At 51.5% G+C, this 19767-nt stretch carries 11 protein-coding genes; 7 read left to right on the top strand and 4 right to left on the bottom strand.

Translation table 11 applies throughout. The annotated features are described in order from the left end of the window. Positions 1–39 precede the first annotated feature (39 nt). The 4 genes from P1U47_RS06925 to P1U47_RS06910 form a co-directional block, all read right to left on the bottom strand. Entirely contained in the window at positions 40–1215 is a 1176-nt protein-coding gene (locus P1U47_RS06925; RefSeq protein WP_301027942.1) for a porin, read from the bottom strand. Positions 1216–1425: 210 nt separating this feature from the next. Continuing rightward, complete coding sequence (gene grxD / locus P1U47_RS06920; protein ID WP_301027941.1) at positions 1426–1758, bottom strand: Grx4 family monothiol glutaredoxin; 333 nt, start codon at positions 1756–1758, stop codon at positions 1426–1428. A gap of 329 nt (positions 1759–2087) precedes the next feature. Then, positions 2088–3650 (bottom strand): hydantoinase B/oxoprolinase family protein, encoded by a 1563-nt coding sequence (locus tag P1U47_RS06915; RefSeq protein WP_301027940.1) that lies wholly within the window; start codon positions 3648–3650, stop codon positions 2088–2090. A gap of 116 nt (positions 3651–3766) precedes the next feature. Beyond that, positions 3767–6172 (bottom strand): TonB-dependent receptor, encoded by a 2406-nt coding sequence (locus P1U47_RS06910; RefSeq protein ID WP_301027939.1) that lies wholly within the window; start codon positions 6170–6172, stop codon positions 3767–3769. A 181-nt stretch (positions 6173–6353) separates the two neighbouring features. On the opposite strand from P1U47_RS06910, the gene P1U47_RS06905 reads away from it, so the two are divergent. The 7 genes from P1U47_RS06905 (at position 6354) to P1U47_RS06875 (ending at position 19693) form a co-directional block, all read left to right on the top strand. Further along, positions 6354–7526 carry an iron-containing alcohol dehydrogenase gene (locus tag P1U47_RS06905; RefSeq protein ID WP_301027938.1) on the top strand — a complete coding sequence of 391 codons (1173 nt, stop codon included), beginning with the start codon at positions 6354–6356 and terminating at the stop codon, positions 7524–7526. A 259-nt stretch (positions 7527–7785) separates the two neighbouring features. Further along, a complete protein-coding gene (locus P1U47_RS06900) occupies positions 7786–8973 on the top strand; it encodes an aspartate aminotransferase family protein (RefSeq protein WP_301027937.1) in 1188 nt (395 codons plus the stop codon). Between the two features lie 27 nt (positions 8974–9000). Beyond that, complete coding sequence (argF, locus tag P1U47_RS06895) at positions 9001–9915, top strand: ornithine carbamoyltransferase (protein WP_301027936.1); 915 nt, start codon at positions 9001–9003, stop codon at positions 9913–9915. Between the two features lie 137 nt (positions 9916–10052). Further along, on the top strand, positions 10053–11129 hold the full coding sequence (locus tag P1U47_RS06890; RefSeq protein WP_301027934.1) for an ABC transporter ATP-binding protein: 1077 nt from the start codon (positions 10053–10055) through the stop codon (positions 11127–11129). 393 nt (positions 11130–11522) lie between these two features. Beyond that, the gene (locus P1U47_RS06885) at positions 11523–14420 is read left to right on the top strand and encodes a ribonucleoside-diphosphate reductase subunit alpha (protein WP_301027933.1); all 2898 of its coding nucleotides are present in this window, start codon (positions 11523–11525) and stop codon (positions 14418–14420) included. A 90-nt stretch (positions 14421–14510) separates the two neighbouring features. Beyond that, a complete protein-coding gene (locus tag P1U47_RS06880; RefSeq protein WP_301027932.1) occupies positions 14511–15749 on the top strand; it encodes a ribonucleotide-diphosphate reductase subunit beta in 1239 nt (412 codons plus the stop codon). Positions 15750–16579: 830 nt separating this feature from the next. Beyond that, a complete protein-coding gene (locus P1U47_RS06875; protein ID WP_301027931.1) occupies positions 16580–19693 on the top strand; it encodes an SIR2 family protein in 3114 nt (1037 codons plus the stop codon). Positions 19694–19767 lie beyond the last annotated feature (74 nt).

Below are 19767 nucleotides of genomic sequence, written 5' to 3'. Positions count from 1 at the left end.
GCTGCGGTTTTTTGGTGCTCTAAATAAGCAGGTGGCCAATCAGAAACTCCAGCCTAAGCCAAGATTGATTGCGTCATCATCTTTGGCGCCGTCTTGCTCAGTAATATCGGCTTTAAGAACCACGCTCTTAGTCAGCCAGTAATTAACACCGACATCGACCTGCTCAACCTCGGTGTCAGTGCCGCTGTTGGCGCGGTTATCCCATTCACCTTGACGCACAAACACGCCTACCGATGGCGTGAGCATATAAGAAGCCTCAACGTACTGACCTTCCTGTTTGTCGCTGCCGTTGGCAACAAAATCATTGCCGTTGATGTCCCACTCGGCGGCCAGGGCGGTCAGAGTCAGAGCCTGCCACTGGTAGCGAACTTGCAGCTCGATCAAATCGGCTTCGCCGTCATCGCCTGCGCCCTGGGTCACATCTTGCTGATGCTGATAGGTCGCAGCCAATTCCAAACCACTAATACCGTTGAATACCAAACGACCGGTGTAAGCCAGATCTTCTGCGGTCGCATTAGCTGATTTTTGACGGCCGCCACGGATAGCGCCATTGCCGGTAGGGTCAATTTTTAAGCCACTGTGTAGCGCTGCGTTATAGCGTAGGCCTGGCATGATTTCGCCACTGGCCATCACGCCAGTTTCCCACCACGTTGCGGGCAGAATTTCTTTTTCGACGTTGTTGCGCTCAACTCCGTAGAAGGTATCCGGCTCGTGGGTTTCGTTTAGGATGCCCACTGGCACAAGGAATTGCCCCATGGTCAAAGTATGGCCTTGAGTAAAGTCCCAAGCGATGTAAGCCTGCTCTAGCTCCAACTCGCCAGGGCCGCTACCGTCATCGGTGTCTTCTACGAAACCGTGTTCAATTTCGACTTCCGAGAAGAAACGCACGGTATCGCTAAACTGGTGACCAACATAAATAACAAATCGGTGAGCATCTACCTTGTCGTCTTTGTCTTTAAAATGATTAAAGTGGTGTTCGCCATAGCCACCAATCGTGGTGCGACTTGCCCAATCAGCAACGGTTGCTGATTTTTCTACCGCATCTGCCGTTGCATTAATTTTGCTGTCGGTTTGCTTTTGCTCAGCAGTCAAACGCTCAATTTCACGCTGCTGCTGTTGAATAATCTGCCACATTTCGGCATTGGTCGGTGCAGTTTCCGCGTACACGGCAAAGGGCAACGCCGCAATGGCCGCAGCTAATACGGTCTTTTTCATTGAAAACTCTCCAGTCTAGTAGCGCGGAATCTTGCGGCCCGCTTTTTGTTAAATTTCACTCAAGGACATCAGCGTGTCATTACAAAACGCGGCAAAGCATAGCAAGTCGCAATCTAAATGCAAAGCATTCCCATTACTATTTATATTGAGCGCATAAAAAAACCCGATGACTAAATCACCGGGTTTCTCGAAACGACTTACAAACGATGCTTATTCAGCAGGTGTACTAGTCGCGGCAGTTTCTTGAACCAAGGTTTTCAGCTCGCCACTTTCGTGCATTTCGCAAATAATGTCACAACCACCGACTAACTCACCAGCAACCCACAACTGTGGGAAAGTTGGCCAGTTAGCAAACTCTGGCATTTTGGCGCGGATATCAGGGTTAGACAGAATATCCACAAACGCAAAACGCTCGCCACATTCCATTAGCGCCTGTGACGCCCGTGCCGAGAAACCACACTGAGGCTGGTTTGGCGAACCCTTCATATAAAGGATAATAGGATTGGCTGTAATCTGCTGTTTGATTGCTTCAATTGTGTCCATGGACCACCTACTTGTTGAATAACAGTGATAAGACCTGATTCACCTGCGGCGCTTATCGGGGAGAGTTCGCACTATTCTAGCAATATCGCGGGCAAAAGTAATGGCTCTCGCCGCGCTAGACGCTAGACGGGAGATGGGAGACGCTAAAAAAGTCGGGCGATTGACGTCGGGCGTCGAACGAAAAAGCGGCTGAAAGCATGAATTGTAGATGTTGGATCAAGTTCAGCATGAAGAAACCTAAGCACGCTGTCCGGCGTTAATTTATGCACTGTCTGTAATCTTAGCGTCTTCCATCTCCTGTCTAGCATTTCGCGATGCTTCGTCAGACATCAGACTTCCGACGTCAGACGCCCCAACCCACCCCAACCACCCCCGCCAGGGGTCTCTATTCTCAGTACATCACCTGCTGCAGCACTCATGCTGACCTTGGCTGGCAAGCTTTGGCTATTAAAACTATTGTGACCAACCGCGCCGTTGCTGCCGCCGGCCAAGCCCCAGGGTGCGAGTCGGCGGCGCTCGGTGAGCAAGGTAAACTGAGTTGGCGCTAAAAACTCAAACTCGCGAATTAGACCTTCGCCGCCGCGATGGTGACCCGCGCCACCAGAGTCTTTGCGTATTTCATAGCGGCGCACTCGCAGAGGGTAGTGCATTTCCAAACTCTCTACTGGGGTATTCAGGGTGTTGGTCATATGGCTTTGCACCGCGCTCAGCCCTGCACCACTCGCGTGAGCGCCCATGCCACCGGCGATGGTTTCGTAATAGTCCCAATTGGCTCCCACGCCGCGACCACCCATAGCAACATTATTCATGGTGCCCTGACTGGCGGCAGGAATCAGCTCCGGCGCCGCTTGCGCAAGCGCGCCCAATACCGCATCGGTGATGCGCATTGAGGTTTCCACATTGCCCGCCGCCACCGCCGCCGGCCGCTGAGCATTGAGCAAACAGCCCTCGGGCGCACTTAAGGAAATAGCCCGAAAGAGTCCGGCGCACACTGGCACCTCATTTGGCATTAAACAGCGAAACACGTAATACACCGCGGCGGCAGCCACCGACAGCGGGCAATTGATATTGCCTTCAACCTGCAACGCAGTGCCGCTGAAGTCGACATGAACCCCCTCGGGGCTTAATTTAATGTTTACCGCGATTGGCAGTTGTTGGTGGCCAAAGCCATCGTCATCCATATAGTCCGTAAACGCGAAGCTGCCGCTGGGCAACTCGGCCAAGCGCCGCCGCGCAATGCCGTCGGCATAGTCCTGAAGCTGATCGACCGCCACGGCAAAATCAACCGGCAAGGTACTCATCACTTCATTTAAGCGCAACAAGCCAGTGCGGTTGGCACTGACTTGCGCAATAAAATCACCGTGTTGACCATCGCCAAACCAAGTATCTAGCAGCCCCTTATCCAAGACCCCATCACGCACCAATACGGTGGGCGGAATCACCACGCCCTCCTCGTCCAAGGTTTTAGACAAGGGCATGGAACCCGGCGCAGACGCGCCAATGTCGGCATGGTGGGCACGGTTGGCAATAAAAGCCTGCAACACACCAGCAGAGTCAAAACACGGCGCAATTACCGTCACATCAGGTAAGTGAGTGCCACCTAAAAAAGGATCATTTACCACTACCATATCACCGAGTCGCCACTCGCAGGTGCCAACAATATCGGCCATGGCATAGGCCATGCTGCCTAGGTGAACGGGGATATGAGCGGCTTGGGCGCACAAGTGGCCAGCGGCATCAAAAATAGCGCAAGAAAAATCGAGACGGTCTTTTATATTCGGCGAGAATGCGGCGCGCTGCAGTACCGCCCCCATTTCCTCGCACACCGACTCCATGCGACTAACAAACAAGCCGAGCTTAACGGGGTCGAGCTTGGCAGATGGCGCGGCCATGGCAAATTTCCATAGATTGAGAAAACAGCATTATCGCGAATATCAGCGGGCATACCAATGAGGCAGAAATAAAAACGGCCCCGAAGGGCCGCAAGTGACGCTATAAAAAAGCGAGTTTAAAAGTCATACCGCGCACTAAGGCCAATCGTGCGCGGCTGATTAACGTGGTAGGCAACTCTGCCGCGACCATCGCGCTCGGTGTCTAGCGATAGTATCGCTTTCTCATCGGCTGCATTATTAATGAACAGTGCGGTATTCCACTGATCCGTTTTTGCGCCCAAACGCAGATTGACGATTTGGTAAGCGGGCAGTTCGCGATCGTATTCATAGGTCGATTGCGACAAGGGGCCGCCAACACCAGAGAACAGTGTTGCGCTGCCTTGACCGCCATTTTCCTGATCGGCTATTTGGGTGTAGCGAGCGCCGATATTTTGATAGGTGGCAGTAAAATAACCCTCCCACGCGTCAACAATCGGAAAATAGTAGGTCGCGGTTGCCGCTAGCTGAAAACCTGGCGCGGTCGGCAGTTCGTTACCATCGCGAATACCACCCACAACGCTGGTCACGCCACCCGTGGTGGAGGTCACTTCAGAGTCCAACTCGGCCTGCACATAACTACCCGACAAACCAAATTCCAGATTATCAAGGGGACGGCTAAACAGCTCCATTTCAAAGCCTTGGCTGTGCGCCTTGGGAACGTTGTAGACCAGTCGCGACGAGCATGAGCCCGCAACAACGGTGGCCTGCAGATCCTTGATGTCGCTGTAGAACGCCGACACGTTCAAGGTTGCCGCGCCACCAAAGAGCGTCGATTTGGCCCCCACTTCATAGTTCGTTAGCTTTTCATCATCCCAAGTATCGTTGCCACCAAAGGTCGTTAAATCAGTGGGGCTGCACAGCGGAGCATTCAGTGGGTCATTAATACCGCCAAGGCGGAAGCCCTGCGACACCTGCGCGTTAATCATCACATCGTCGTTCAGGTCGTGGCGCACCATTACTCGCGGCGACACACCATCGGACGAGACCTTGCCTTTTTTGTCGATAACCGATGCGGTGTAAATACCGTCAAAGGTCAGCTCCCGCGTCTCTTCGTAGTCAAACCAACGCGCACCAACAATGACGGTGGTCTTATCACTAAAGTCATAAGACAATTCACCAAACACTGCAAACTGCTCAAGCTTGTAGGGAACCTCAGAGAAATACAGCTCGTCGGTTTTCGCCCTTGCCCCTGCGGTGGTACCTGACAAATCGGCATGTACTGGCCCAGAAGCTTCAAAACCAGTGACCAGCAAGGACTGCGCGTAGTCGCGCCGCACATCGCTATAGAACACCCCGCCAACCCACTGCAGCGCAGAGTCACCCGCTGAACTCAGGCGCAGCTCTTGGGTAGTGACCTCGGCAGTGGTGGTGTCGTATAGCGGCGCATCCAAAGTATATATCGGCTCTGCTTCGCCGTAGGAACCGCCAACAATACTGGCGTTCAAAGTAGTGGCATCACGTAAGACCAGCACATCGCGATCGGTATAAGAGGTCACCGACGTTAGCGTTAGGCTGTCTGACAAGTCGTAATTTACCGTTAAATCAAACAGGGTAAAGTCGTCTTCGAACTTCTCTTGAAGTTGGGTGAACTGCTCGTATTCGCCAAGCGTAACCGGCGCACGACTGCCTGGGTCGGTATAGGGATTAGCGAGAATATTGTATTGGTCTTCGCGGTTAAAGCCGTCCATTTCAATAGACTGGTAAACAAATTTAGGTGTGATTGTTAAGGCCTCGCTAGGCTTAAAGGTCATTGCTAAGCGCAGGCCCTCGCGGTTCCCCTCATTTACATCTTGCTTAACACTGCCATCAGGCTGACGGGCATCAATATAACCAGCGTATTGCTGGTAATAGCCCACCGCCCGCAATGCCACGGTATCGCTCAAGGGCACATTCCAATGGCCCTTGATATTGCCGCCTTCGCTGCCGTCTTTTACTGTTTCGCCGCCCAGTTGCAGCGAGCCACTCTGCGCTTCAAAATCTGGCTGATTGGTAATATAGCGAATGGTGCCCGACAAAGACCCAGAGCCAAACAAGGTACCCTGCGGACCGCGCAACACTTCCACACGATTGATGTCGTAAAAATCTAAATCTGGCGTAAACAGCGACATGGAGATCACTGATTCATCCATATACACCCCAACCTGTTCCTTCACACCGGGTTGGTCGCGCACAATCTGCCCCGCCGAGATCCCCCGAATCGCCACCTGACTTTGGCCGGGGCCGAGGTTTTGAATAGAGATACCCGCAACATTGTTTGCCATCGACTCCAGATCAGTTGCGCCGCTCTGCCGTAATTTGCCCTCGGTCATCGCCGCAATTGAAAACGGCACATCTTGCAATGTCTCGGATTGCTTACGGGCGGTAACCAGTACCTCCTCGATTACCCGCGTCGACTCCGCATGGCTCAGCGGCGCGCCAGCAGCAAAGCCCAGCGCTACTGAGGCGCCGAGAATGGCATGCCCAGAAGATCGTTTATTTTTCATTATGCACTCCCCGTACTGAAGGTATTTCTTATTAAATAGCCAAAGCTCACCCCTCTTTGTATAGCAGAGCAATTTGAAAACGCACCCAAATGGGTCAAAAAAGTTTTCACTGACTACACTGCATTTGTGTTTCAAAGCCACTCAGGATTAAATAGTCCGCAACATAAAAAGAGCGCCCTGTATGACAGCCAATATCAATTTACCCAGAATTTTACGCATTGGCGCAGGCTGCAGCCGCCAGCTCCCCGAGGTATTAAAGGAGCTAAACCTCAAGCACCCCCTACTGGTGAGCGATGCCTTTATTGTTAGCCTCGGCTGGCTGAACACGCTGCAAAGCCAGCTTGATGACTGCGGTATTCAACACAGTAGCTTTACCGGCGTAGTGCCCGACCCCACCACCGACGCCGTTGCCGCTGGGCTGGCGGTGCTCAAACAAAAACAAGGGCCAAACGCACACGACTGTGTGGTCGCGCTTGGCGGCGGCAGCACTATCGACACCGCCAAAGCCATTGCCTGCATGGCACATCGCGAACACCCCATGCGCCATTACAAAGTGCCGCAAACCATTGACGACGGCCTGCCAATCATTGCTATTCCCACCACCGCCGGCACAGGCTCAGAAGCCACCCGCGTCGCGGTGATTACCGACACCCAAAGCCAAGAAAAAATGCTGTGTATGGGCCTTGGCCTAATGCCTATTGCGGCCCTAGTCGATTTTGAATTGACCATGAATATGCCCTGGCGCTTAACCGCCGACACCGGCCTCGACAGTCTTTGTCATGCCCTAGAAGCCTACGTTAGCAAAAAGGCCTCGCCCTTCACCGACACCATGGCCCTTGCCGCGGTGAGTTCGATCAACCGCCACATTCGCACGGCCTGCCAGCAACCCGATAATCGCCAAGCGCGAGAGGCAATGATGTTGGCCGCGACCCAGGGCGGCATTGTGTTTTCCAACTCGTCGGTCACCCTTATTCACGGCATGAGCCGGCCGATTGGCGCCTTGTTTCATGTTCCCCACGGCCTCAGCAATGCCATGCTGCTGCCCGAGATTACCGCGTGGTCTATTGCCGGCGCGCCCGCCCGCTACGCCGACTGCGCACGCGCCATGGCACTGGCCAGCCCCGACGACAGCGATGACCTCGCCAATCAACAACTCGTTAGTGGTCTGCGCCAGCTGTGCCGCGATCTCGACGTGCCCAGCCCCGCGCAGTTCGGTATTAATGCGCAGCAATGGCAGCAGTCGCTGCCGACCATGGCGCAGCAAGCGCTAGACTCGGGCTCGCCGGCGAACAATCCTCTCGTGCCTAGCACCGATGAAATTATCGCACTCTACCAAAAAGTGTGGGGCGACTAATGACCTTAGCCACTGACGCCACCCAGTGCCCGCAGCCACTACTCGCGGCGGCCTCAGCGGTATGCCAACACTGACTTAAGCCTGCGCATAGATCCACGGATTTACACTCACAGGCCTAGAAATCCAGCTGCGTTCCTTATACTATTGAGGGTCTGACTGGGCAGCGCTGGCTGCCTTTTTGCGTTTTAAACCCTTTGTACTGTTTTATTTGCGCCTCACTTGCAATTTTATTGCATATTCGGCGCATGGAGATCTGTTGATGACACAGCCGGCACTAATGAACACCTATGGACGCCTACCGGTAAGTTTTACCCGGGGCGCCGGTGTGCGACTGTTCGACACACAGGGCAAAAGCTATATAGACGGCATTAGCGGTATTGGCGTAAACGCTTTGGGCCACGCCCACCCCGCCGTGACCGAAGCCATCCAATCGCAGGCTGGCCAGTTGCTGCACACCTCAAACTTATACTCTGTGCAAAAGCAGCAAGAACTCGCCGAAGCGCTGTGCGCAGTGAGCGGCATGGACAATGTGTTTTTTAGCAACTCTGGCGCCGAAGGCAATGAAGCCGCCATCAAGCTTGCGCGGATGCACGGCCACAAACGCAATATTGAAGTGCCGCATATTATTGTTATGGAACAGGCCTTTCACGGCCGGACCTTGGCCACCCTTACCGCTTCGGGCAACCGCAAAATTCAGGCGGGCTTTGAACCACTGGTGCAAGGCTTTATTCGCGCGCCCTTTGGCGACTTGGCCGCGCTAGAAAACATTGCTGAACACAATGACAGCATAGCCGCAGTGCTAATTGAACCCATTCAAGGCGAAGGTGGCATTAACATGTTGCCTGCTGGTTTTCTCTCGCAATTGCGCGCGCTCTGCGACAAACACAACTGGCTGCTGATGCTAGATGAAGTGCAAACCGGCAATGGCCGGACCGGCAAATACTTTGCCTATCAGCACAGCAACATCATGCCCGACGTTGTGGTAACAGCCAAAGGCTTAGGCAATGGCGTACCGATTGGCGCCTGTTTGGCCCACGGCAAAGCCGCCAGCCTATTTCAGCCCGGCAATCACGGTTCCACCTTTGGCGGCAATCCGCTGGTCTGCGCGGCTGGCCTCGCGGTGGTAAACACCCTGCGCGCCAACAATATGCTAAACACCGTCGCCGTGAATGGCCGCTACATGCTCGCCGCTTTAAAAACCCAATTGGCCGATCAAGCCCACGTTAAGCAAGTTCGCGGCGAAGGTTTGATGATCGGTATTGAGCTAAGCACGCCCTGCGCGGGCCTCGTTGCCCAAGCGCTAGAAAAAGGTTTGCTCATCAACGTGACTTCGGAGCGGGTGGTGCGTTTACTGCCACCGCTAATTATTAACCAGCAAGAAATAGACGAGTTGCTCGCCATTCTCTGCCCGCTGATTAGTCAGTGGCCAGCTTCTAGCGCGGCGTAAAGCCAGTTCAGCAACAAAGGTAGCCGCATGGCATTAAGACATTTTTTAACCCTCATGGATTTGAGCCCTGCTGAATTAGAAACCCTAATGCAGCGCGCCATTCAACTCAAAGCTGAGCACAAAGCCCGCAAAACCAGCGTGCAATTCCCTAACCACGTGTTGGGTATGGTTTTTGAGAAAGCCTCAACTCGCACCCGCATTTCTTTTGAAGCGGGCATGGCGCACTTGGGTGGCCACGCTATATTCCTGTCGCCCCGCGATACCCAATTGGGCCGAGGCGAACCGGTTGAAGACAGCGGCCGCGTGATCTCATCAATGTGCGACATTATTATGGTGCGCACCTTTGAACACAGCATTATTGAGCGCTTTGCCGCCCACTCCAGCGTGCCGGTCATCAATGCCTTAACCGACGACCACCACCCCTGCCAGCTGCTAGCCGACATCCAAACCTTTATCGAACACCGCGGTAGCATCAAGGGCAAACAAGTTGCATGGATAGGTGATGGCAACAATATGTGCCAGTCCTATATTCACGCCGCCATGCAGTTTGACTTCAAGCTGAAAGTTGCCTGCCCAGAGGGCTTTGAGCCCCGCGCCGACATCGTTGCCAAAGCAGGTGGCCGCGTGGAAATATTCCGCGACCCAGTAGACGCCGCTCGCGGCTCCGACCTACTCGTTACCGACGTCTGGGCATCCATGGGCCAGGAAGAAGAAAAAGCCGAGCGCCGCCGCAAACTCTCGGGCTACCAGATCAATCGCACCCTGATGGATTTGGCCAACCCCGACGCCCTGTATATGCACTGCCTGCCCGCCAAACGCGGCGAAGAAATTAGCGCCGAGCTAATGGACGATCCCACTACCGTAATTTGGGACGAGGCGGAGAATCGCCTACACGCGCAAAAGGCCTTGATGGAGTTTTTGCTGCTTAAGGCGCGGGCCTAATGCTTAGCTTAACGCTGGACGGGAGACGGGAGACGCTAAGGCCTGACGGCTACGCCGTAGACTCAGCATTGCGCGGCAAAGCCGCGCCCGCTTTTGCGTCTTCCGTCTCCCGTCTAGCATACAGCGGCCTCTAAGCCGTGTTGCAGGTAAAAAACATCCAATGCCAATACGAAGGCATCTCCGTGGTCGACAATGTTAGCTTTCACGTTAACGACGGCGATATTTGCAGCCTGCTCGGCCCCAGCGGCTGCGGCAAAACCACTATTTTGCGCGCCATTGCCGGTTTTCAGCCACTCACTATGGGCACGGTAAATTTGCGCGGCAATTGCCTGAGCGAACCGGGTAAGATAATTACTCCCGAGCAGCGCAGCATCGGCATGGTGTTTCAAGATTACGCGCTGTTTCCCCATTTAAACGTGTTTGACAATATTCGCTTTGGCCTTAGCAAACAGAGTAATCAAGCCCAGCAGCACAAGGTAAAACAGTTGCTAGAGTTGGTGCGCTTAGAAGGGGTAGAAAACCGCTACCCTCACGAACTCTCCGGCGGCCAACAGCAGCGAGTGGCACTTGCTCGCGCCCTTGCTCCCAGCCCAGACCTGCTGCTAATGGACGAGCCCTTTTCCAATCTCGACGCCGAACTGCGCAAGCGCCTGAGTTTAGAGGTGCGCGACATCCTTAAAGAGCTGGGCATCAGCGCCATACTCGTCACCCACGACCAGCTCGAGGCTTTTGCCTTCAGCGACAATATTGGCCTGCTCTACAACGGCAAGCTACAACAGTGGGACACGCCCTTTAATCTCTACCACGAGCCCAGCAATCGCTTGGTGGCCGACTTTATCGGCGAAGGCAGCTTCTTGCCAGGGGTGATCGGCGCCGAACTGAATACCGTTACCACGGAGCTTGGCACCCTAATGGGTAACCGCGCCTACGCGTGGCCACAAGGCACCCCCGTCGAAGTATTACTGCGCCCCGACGACGTTGTGCTCAGCGATTTTGGCGGCATTAGCGCCACCATCAAAAAGAAAGTATTTTCTGGCAGTGCAACCCTTTACACCCTACGCCTGCCTACTGGCAGCCACGTAGAAGCGCTCTTGCCCAGCCACCGCGATTTTGCCCTTAATGAAGTTGTAAAAATCAATATTGAGGCCGATCACCTCATTGCCTTTGGCCGTGAAGCACTTCACAGTGGCGAGCATAAACCCAGAAGTAGCTAAAATATTTTCTTTTATGCGAAATCCGTCTACCAAGCTTAAAAATGTATTCACTCCCGCAACATCGCGCTGAAAAGCCCACAACGCGGGCACTCGCTTAATTGACATTTTTTACCCACCACTTACCCACACTTTATCCACAGAAGGCACACAGTATCTTGCACTTGCGAAAACATGCAAACCGCATTATCTTGTATCCCAGCTTTTAGCGAACCCTATATATAGCGTTTTTCACCCAAGCCTTATAACAATTATTCACACTTTCGGAATACATTTCTGAGGTCGTGTTATTTGGGTATCACATCAAGCCCTCGCTTCCCGCACTGGGAATTCACGAGGCAAAATAAGACTGACTCAGAGCGGTTTTACGACATTTAAGCAAGGGCCGGAGATATCATGCAAACCCAACAAGACACCAGCAGCAGCGCCACGGGCGCCCCACTGCAACACGCCAGCGACGCCGAACTCAAAGCCACCGCACCAGGCCAATTGCGCGTAATTAAACGCAATGGCTCAGTGGTTAGCTATACCGACGACAAAATCAGCGTTGCCATTACCAAGGCCTTTTTAGCGGTAGAGGGTGGCAACGCTGCTGCGTCTACCCGCATTCATGAGACCGTTGCCAAACTGACCGAACAAGTCAGCGCTACGTTTAAGCGCCGCATGCCATCTGGCGGCACTATTCATATTGAAGAAATTCAAGACCAAGTTGAACTGGCCCTAATGCGCAGCGGCGAGCACAAAATTGCTCGTGGCTACGTGCTGTATCGCGCCGCCCGCGCCGAAGAGCGCAGCCAATTGGCACCGCTTGGCGAAAAAGTACACCCCAGCATTCGCGTTAAGCACCCAGATGGCACCGAGTCGCCACTGGATGTAGGCCGCTTAGAATTTATCGTACAGGAAGCCTGCGAAGGCCTGAGCGATGTCTCTGCCCAAGAAGTACAAGACGAAGCCCTTAAGAGTTTGTACAACGGCGTACCCCAGGAAGAGGTCAACACCTCACTGGTCATTACCGCTCGCGCCATGGTTGAGAAAGAACACAATTACAGCTTGGTTACCGCCCGCCTGCTGCTCGACAAACTGCGCGCCGAGGCCCTGACCTTTTTAGGCGTTGCCCAGAGCGCGACCCAGCACGACATGACTATTTACTATCCGCAGGCCCTGCCGGTGTATTTAGCCAAAGGCGCCGAGCTGGAACTGCTCGACCCACGCCTGCAAACCGAATACGACGTAGCGGCACTGGGCGAGGCGATCAAGCCCGAGCGCGACATGCAGTTCCATTATCTTGGCTTGCAGACCCTGTACGACCGCTACTTTATTCACAGCAACGAAGTGCGTATTGAATTGCCACAGATCTTCTTTATGCGTGTTGCCATGGGCCTCGCTATGAATGAAGAAGACCGCAATGCCCGCGCCATTGAGTTCTACGACCTGCTCAGCTCATTCGACTACATGAGCTCTACGCCAACCTTATTCAATGCCGGCACCCTGCGCCCACAGCTGTCATCTTGCTACTTGACCACTGTGCCCGACGATCTGCACGGCATTTACGGCGCGATTCAAGACAACGCGATGCTGTCTAAATTTGCTGGCGGCTTGGGCAACGACTGGACCCCAGTTCGCGGCCTCGGCGCTTACATCAAAGGCACCAACGGCAAATCACAAGGCGTTGTACCCTTCCTAAAAGTGGTTAACGACACCGCTGTTGCTGTAAACCAAGGCGGCAAGCGCAAGGGCGCGGTCTGTGCTTATTTAGAAAGCTGGCACATCGACATTGAGGAATTCCTCGAGCTGCGTAAAAACACCGGTGATGACCGCCGCCGCACCCACGACATGAACACCGCCAACTGGATTCCTGACTTGTTCATGAAGCGGGTTTTCCAAGACGGCGACTGGACCTTGTTCTCGCCCAACAATGTACCGGATCTGCACGACCTCTACGGCAAGGCCTTCGAAGAACGCTTTGAGCACTACGAAGAACTGACCCGCAAAGGCGAGATCAAACTCTACAAGCGCGTTAAAGCTGCTGACTTGTGGCGCAAAATTCTGTCTATGCTGTTTGAAACTGGCCACCCATGGATCACCTTTAAAGACCCATGCAATCTGCGCAGCCCACAGCAGCACGTTGGCGTGGTGCACTCGTCCAACCTGTGTACAGAAATCACCCTGAACACCAGTAAAGATGAGATCGCGGTATGCAACCTTGGCTCGGTTAACCTTGCCCAGCACATTGGCGACAACGGCCTAGACCTAGCCAAAGTTGAAAAAACCGTTAAGACGGCAGTACGCATGCTCGACAACGTGATCGACATCAACTACTACAGCGTGCCACAGGCTAAAAACTCCAACTTCAAACACCGCCCTGTTGGTCTGGGTTTGATGGGTTTCCAAGACGCGCTGTACAAGCAGCACATTCCCTACTCCTCTGACGAGGCAGTGGAATTTGCCGACCGCTCTATGGAAGCCATCAGCTACTACGCGATTAAAGCGTCTAGCGATTTGGCCGCCGAGCGTGGCAGCTACCAGAGCTACGAAGGCTCGCTGTGGAGCCGTGGCATTCTACCCATCGACTCAGTAGAAATTCTCGTGCAAGAGCGCGGCGCCGACTACATCGAAGTCGACCGCAGCCAAACACTAGACTGGGCCAGCCTGCGCGAAGTTGTTAAAACCCAAGGCATGCGTAACTCAAACGTAATGGCGATTGCACCAACCGCCACCATTGCTAACATCACTGGCGTGTCGCAGTCGATCGAACCGACTTACCAAAACCTGTACGTTAAATCGAACCTGTCTGGCGAGTTCACCGTAGTGAACCCCTACCTGGTTAAAGACCTGAAAGCGCGCGGTTTGTGGGACGCGGTCATGGTTAACGACCTTAAGTACTACGAAGGTTCAGTAAGCAAAATTGACCGTATCCCAGACGACCTAAAAGCCCTGTACGCCACCGCGTTTGAAGTAGAGCCGCGCTGGTTGGTAGACGCCGCGAGCCGCCGTCAAAAGTGGTTAGATCAGGCGCAGTCACTGAACCTGTACATCGCTGGCGCCAACGGCAAAAAGCTCGACATCACCTACCGCATGGCGTGGTACCGTGGCCTTAAAACCACTTACTACCTCCGCGCATTGGCTGCGAGCTCCACCGAGAAATCCACCGTTTCTCAAGGCTCAATGAACAAGGTCTCGTCACAATCGGCTGCACCCAAACCTGCCGCCACCGCGTCTGCAGCAGCGCCGCAGGCCGCGCCCGTACCACTGGCCTGCTCACTGGACGATCCAGACTGCGAAGCCTGCCAGTAAAGCGGCGGGGTTCGAAAGAGCCCCTTCGTCTGACGTCCGACGTCAGGCGTCTGACGAAAAACACATATAAAAGAATATTGAGGTTATAAAATGTTAAGTTGGGATGAGTTCGATAAAGAAGAAGCACCTGCCAAAGCGCCAGCTGCCAAACCCCAAGCCCCTAAAACAGCGGAGCCTGTGGTATCGGCTGCACTGAACACCATGAATAGCGAAGACAGCGCCGCTGCTGTCGACCAAGCTATTCTCGACAAAGCCAACGCTGCTCTCGAAAGCCTAGACGTAGCCGCCGGTTTAGAAGAACTGGAAATGGGCGCGGCCCGTTTGCGGGTAGAAGACAAGCGCATCATCAACTGCCATCTCGACCTCAACCAGCTCGTACCCTTTAAGTACGACTGGGCATGGCAGAAATACCTCGACGGCTGCGCCAACCACTGGATGCCCCAAGAAGTAAACATGACCGCCGACATCGCCATGTGGAAAAATCCAGAAGGCCTTACCGACGACGAGCGCCGCATCATCATGCGCTCACTGGGTTACTTCTCAACGGCCGATTCCTTGGTTGCCAACAACTTGGTACTGGCGGTATACCGTCACATCACCAACCCAGAGTGCCGCCAATACTTGCTGCGCCAAGCCTTTGAAGAAGCCATTCACACCCACGCCTACCAGTACTGCGTAGAGTCGCTGGGCATGGACGAAGCCGAAGTGTTCAATATGTATCGCGAACTGCCCTCCATCGCCAAAAAAGCGGCGTGGAGCCTGCAGCACACCCACGCATTGGGCGACCCCACCTTCCACACCGGCACCCCAGAAACCGACCAGGAACTGCTCCGCAACCTGATTGGCTTCTACGCCGTCACCGAAGGCATCTTCTTCTACTGCGGCTTCACCCAAATTCTGTCTATGGGCCGCCGCAACAAAATGACCGGCATCGCCGAACAGTTCCAGTACATACTCCGCGACGAGTCTATGCACCTGAACTTCGGCATCGACATGATCAACCAAATCAAACTGGAAAACCCACACCTATGGAGCGAAAAATTCCAAGGCGAAGTGACCCAAATGATCGTTGAAGGCATGCAGCTCGAAATCGAATACGCCAAAGACTCAATGCCCCGCGGCGTACTCGGCATGAACTCCGGCATGATGGAAGAATACCTCCAATTCATCGCCAACCGCCGCCTAAGCCAGCTCGGCTTAAAAGAACAATTCCCCGGCGCGCAAAACCCATTCCCATGGATGAGCGAAATCATGGACTTGCGTAAAGAGAAAAACTTCTTTGAGACGCGGGTTATTGAGTATCAGACTGGTGGGGCGTTGACTTGGTAGGTACAAGTGACATCCGGCAATTCTCACTAGAGAACGACATTTTGTCACTAGTGATGATCCCGCAAGGGGTTAGACAAAAGCGAGAGAATTGATTTTAAGCTCTGGATATAGCATTGCAATGAGAGACTTAAAGTATTGCAGTGCTTTTCTTGAGTACCCAGAAATATAGAGCTATCACATGAAAGAAATGATGGTTGTCGGCTGATTGGTAATAAGCCGAACAAAGTACATATACCGAATAGATAGGTGCATGTGAATACCAGCCTATTACTATCTAATGAACAGACAAACCAGTGTCAACAACATGATGTATGTTCGACTTACCATTAAACGTTAAAGGAAAAGCATTATGGCACTTAAACCCGGCCCGAAACCAACAGCCAAATCGACTGGAAAACCCGATCAACGTCGACGCGACAACAAAACCACTCCAGGAAATACTCCTAGCTTAAAACCTAGTAAGTCCACAAAGAAGTAAAACTGATAAGTGGGGAAACGAGTTCTTGCGAGAATGCTTATTCCTCGGAGACAATCTTCAAGAATCTAAATACTATAGCGTTAAGGTGCCCCAGTTCACGATAGAGAGAATATTCCAAGATCGTCAAAAAGGCCACCTAAAGTGGTCTTTTACTTATAAATAGTCATGTAGTTACAAAATAAAGCCACTTTCGAATAGAAGTCTTTTAAACTAAAAATTAAAGAAAATAGTCATAATCACGGAACAGCGCCCTACAACTCTTTCGCAACAATAGGGCCCGTTTCGCAAATAAAATCAAGTTAATCGTAATACGAAATTATCAACCTTAGGATGAGGTCAAAGAATGCCGCTAGTGCAACATGATCACTTAGTTCAAGAGATAAAGCGTGGACGAGTAGCACTTCTTTTTGGGTCTGGAGCATTATTCGGGGCCGAATTCCCCTCAGATAAAAAATTACTACTTGGAGACGACCTAAAGAGCATTATATGCGCTCAATTTTTAGGCGGTGAATACAAAGAGGAAAGTCTTCAATTTGTTTCTGAGCTGGCGATATCTCAAGCTGGATTAATCCAATTCCAACAGTTTGTAGCCGATCAGTTTATCGGAATTAAGCCGGCTGATTTTCACAAAAAAATACCATTATTTAAATGGAGAGCTTTATTCACTACAAATTATGACCTTCTGATCGAGGATAGCTATAAGGCGCAGCCCGCTCGACTACAGGAGTGCCGGCCCATAATCTCCCAAAACGACGGCATTGATGAAAGCAGTCGTACCGAACTACATGTTCCACTAATAAAATTACACGGATGTATAACAAGGCATCGCGACAAAGACCTTCCGCTGATCCTTACAGTTGAACAGTACAATGACTATATGGACAAAAGAAAAGGGTTGTTTAACTACCTATATCAAGTGGCATTTGAGAATACAATGGTATTCGTAGGGCATAGCTTAAAGGACGCCAACATCCGTCAAATAATTACAATGGTGGACAAAGAATGCCTTCATGGAAGACCACGATACTATCTTGTCAAACCCGGATCAAAACAACCTGAGATTGACTTTTGGGCATCCAAAAGAGTGACGGTGATTAACTGTGGTCTCGCCGAGTTCATTAATGCTTTAGATAACAGAGTATCAAAAACAGAACGAAGCTTGTCGATGATCATCCCTCCTCGAGAGCATGCGATTCAATCAAAATTTGTCGAGCGCACTGAACCAGACGCAGAAATCCTAACGTTTTTCGAAAACGATGCTGAATATATTCATCCATCAATGGATACAGGCGCCGGAGAACCTTCAACTTTTTATAGTGGTGCAGGCCTAGATTGGTTTCCTATCGCCAACGAACTCGATGTTAAAAGAACTCTAGGGAAAAAGCTTCTTTCAGAAATTATTGAGTCGACAGAGGAAGATCGCCTCGGGTTAGTAAACTTTTACTTAATCAAAGGCGAAGCCGGTTCAGGAAAAACAATACTCCTCCGACGCTTGAGCTATGACGCAGCAATAACAAGTGGTCGCCTCTGCATATATATCAGCTCTTCCGGCAACGTAAATTTTGAAATCCTAAGTATTCTTTACAAAAGAACTCGCGAACGAATATTTATCTTTTGGGATAATGCCTCTGACAATGCAATAGCGATATCAAACTTAATTAGGAAATTACGCTCTTCGGAGATCCCAGTAACAATTGTATCTGCGGAAAGATATGCTGAGTGGCACACTAAATGCGAAGAACTTCTTGAACCATTCTTAACAGATGAATTCACACTTCCATACCTAGGAAAACGAGAAATAAGAGACCTAGTTTTACTGCTCGAAAAATACGATTGCCTCGGCCCAGCACTAAAGCCTCTTTCGCAAGCCGAAAGAGAACAAAAATTCTCGGAAGCGTTTGGTAGACAGCTATTAGTAGCTCTTCATGAAGTTACACTAGGAAAACGCTTTGAGGACATAATTCAAGACGAATACGAGTCACTTGAACCAAGCGACGCAAAACTGCTCTATCGCACAATATGTGTATTAAATCGACTTCGCGTCCCCGTACGTGCAGGACTTATATCAAGAATCGCAGGCATAACTTTTGAAAAATTCCAAAATGACTTTTTCCTCCCCCTCCAGAACGTCGTACTCTCATCGGGAAAAACAGACCACGACGTCCACTACTTTGCGCGCCATCCTGAAATCGCTGAAATCGTCTTTAACTCCGCATTTAAAAATCAACTAGACCGTTATCATGAGTACATTAGACTCATCGGCGCTTTAAATGTAGCATTTGAAACCGATAAGCAATCTCTGCGTTTGCTGATAAGAGCAAAAAGTCTTATCGAGCTATTCAGTGACTACGGTGACATTAAAGGCATTTACGACCAGGCCTTAGAGACGATTGGAAGGGAACCCTACATTCTTCAACAGATGGCGAATTATGAGCGAATTAGAGACAATGGTAATCATCGCGAAGCAATAGAACTCCTTGGAGAGGCCCGTTCGAAAGCGCCGCATGACAATTCTATTCTACATAGCACAGCCGTCGTGTGGCGCTCGTGGGCAGATAGCGTCACAGACCTGGCTCTCCGAGCCAAATACAGGAGGGAAGCCAGATCAATACTCTCCAACCTAGCCCAAAGAAATGGTTACACTACTGCAATCTATTCAGTTTTAGTAAAACTAGCTCTAGATGATTTAGAAGATCTGCTAGCAGATGACAAAATACCTGACAGAGTAATTGATCATGCAATCAGGGAAGCCGAGAAATTATTAAGCGATAGTAAGGGAAGGTTTCCTTCTGAAGCCGGGCTACTTACACTTGAGGCGCATTTCGCCTCAATCCTCAAAGATAAGCCAAGAGCGATCGGAGCCCTAAAAAGCGCTTTTGAGCAAGACAATCGCGATCCATTCGTTGCAATACGGCTAGCAAAACATTACCAAGACAGCGGCGATTACGATTCTGCACTGAAAATATTAAGAAGCGCTCAAGAAAAACGCAGATCTGATCATCGAATAAACTTCGCATTGGCTAAGACCCTAAGGGATTCGGGAAATGCCGACAACGAAGAACTGTGCTATTTCTTTCAGAGATCTTTTAGTCCAGGAGATCAAAACCATGAAGCTCAATTCTGGTTCGCAAGATTTGCATTAGAGTCCAACGATCAGAAACTAATACAAAAAGCTGAGGGAATATTTCCGGGACTGCGACGAGCGCGAGTTTCACATTCGTCAAGAATCACCATCAGAGACCATTACTCAAAAGACGGGGTACCAGTTCGCGTAAGAGGCAGAATGCTCAAACGCGCTGCTTCCTACGGGTTCTTTACTATAAATCGACTTTCACTGCCAATAATGCTACACGAAAGCGATATTGGAGAAGATAATTTTTCTTTATTAGAAAGCGGAGACGAAGCCGAATTCACAGTTGGGTATAGCTATTCAGGCCTTAAATGTAATGATTTTGAGTTTGTCTAGCGGCTATAATTAGTTGTAGTCAACGTTACTGCCGAATTGGTAGTGTTCTCCCTAGATCGAAAGCACCATACATT

Origin of the sequence: Zhongshania sp. (assembly GCF_029212375.1) — a bacterium.
In the GTDB taxonomy this organism is placed as follows: Bacteria; Pseudomonadota; Gammaproteobacteria; order Pseudomonadales; family Spongiibacteraceae; genus Spongiibacter.
The sequence above is the reverse complement of the archived record's forward strand: the minus strand, read 5'-3'. Positions and strand labels throughout refer to the sequence as shown.

Excerpts from the sequence above, each read along its gene's own strand:
- P1U47_RS06885 (WP_301027933.1), top strand. The coding sequence starts at position 11,523 with ATGCAAACCCAACAAGACACCAGCAGCAGCGCCACGGGCGCCCCACTG.
- P1U47_RS06915 (WP_301027940.1), bottom strand. The coding sequence starts at position 3,650 with ATGGCCGCGCCATCTGCCAAGCTCGACCCCGTTAAGCTCGGCTTGTTT.
- P1U47_RS06905 (WP_301027938.1), top strand. The coding sequence starts at position 6,354 with ATGACAGCCAATATCAATTTACCCAGAATTTTACGCATTGGCGCAGGC.
- P1U47_RS06925 (WP_301027942.1), bottom strand. The coding sequence starts at position 1,215 with ATGAAAAAGACCGTATTAGCTGCGGCCATTGCGGCGTTGCCCTTTGCC.
- grxD (WP_301027941.1), bottom strand. The coding sequence starts at position 1,758 with ATGGACACAATTGAAGCAATCAAACAGCAGATTACAGCCAATCCTATT.
- P1U47_RS06910 (WP_301027939.1), bottom strand. The coding sequence starts at position 6,172 with ATGAAAAATAAACGATCTTCTGGGCATGCCATTCTCGGCGCCTCAGTA.
- P1U47_RS06900 (WP_301027937.1), top strand. The coding sequence starts at position 7,786 with ATGACACAGCCGGCACTAATGAACACCTATGGACGCCTACCGGTAAGT.
- argF (WP_301027936.1), top strand. The coding sequence starts at position 9,001 with ATGGCATTAAGACATTTTTTAACCCTCATGGATTTGAGCCCTGCTGAA.
- P1U47_RS06880 (WP_301027932.1), top strand. The coding sequence starts at position 14,511 with ATGTTAAGTTGGGATGAGTTCGATAAAGAAGAAGCACCTGCCAAAGCG.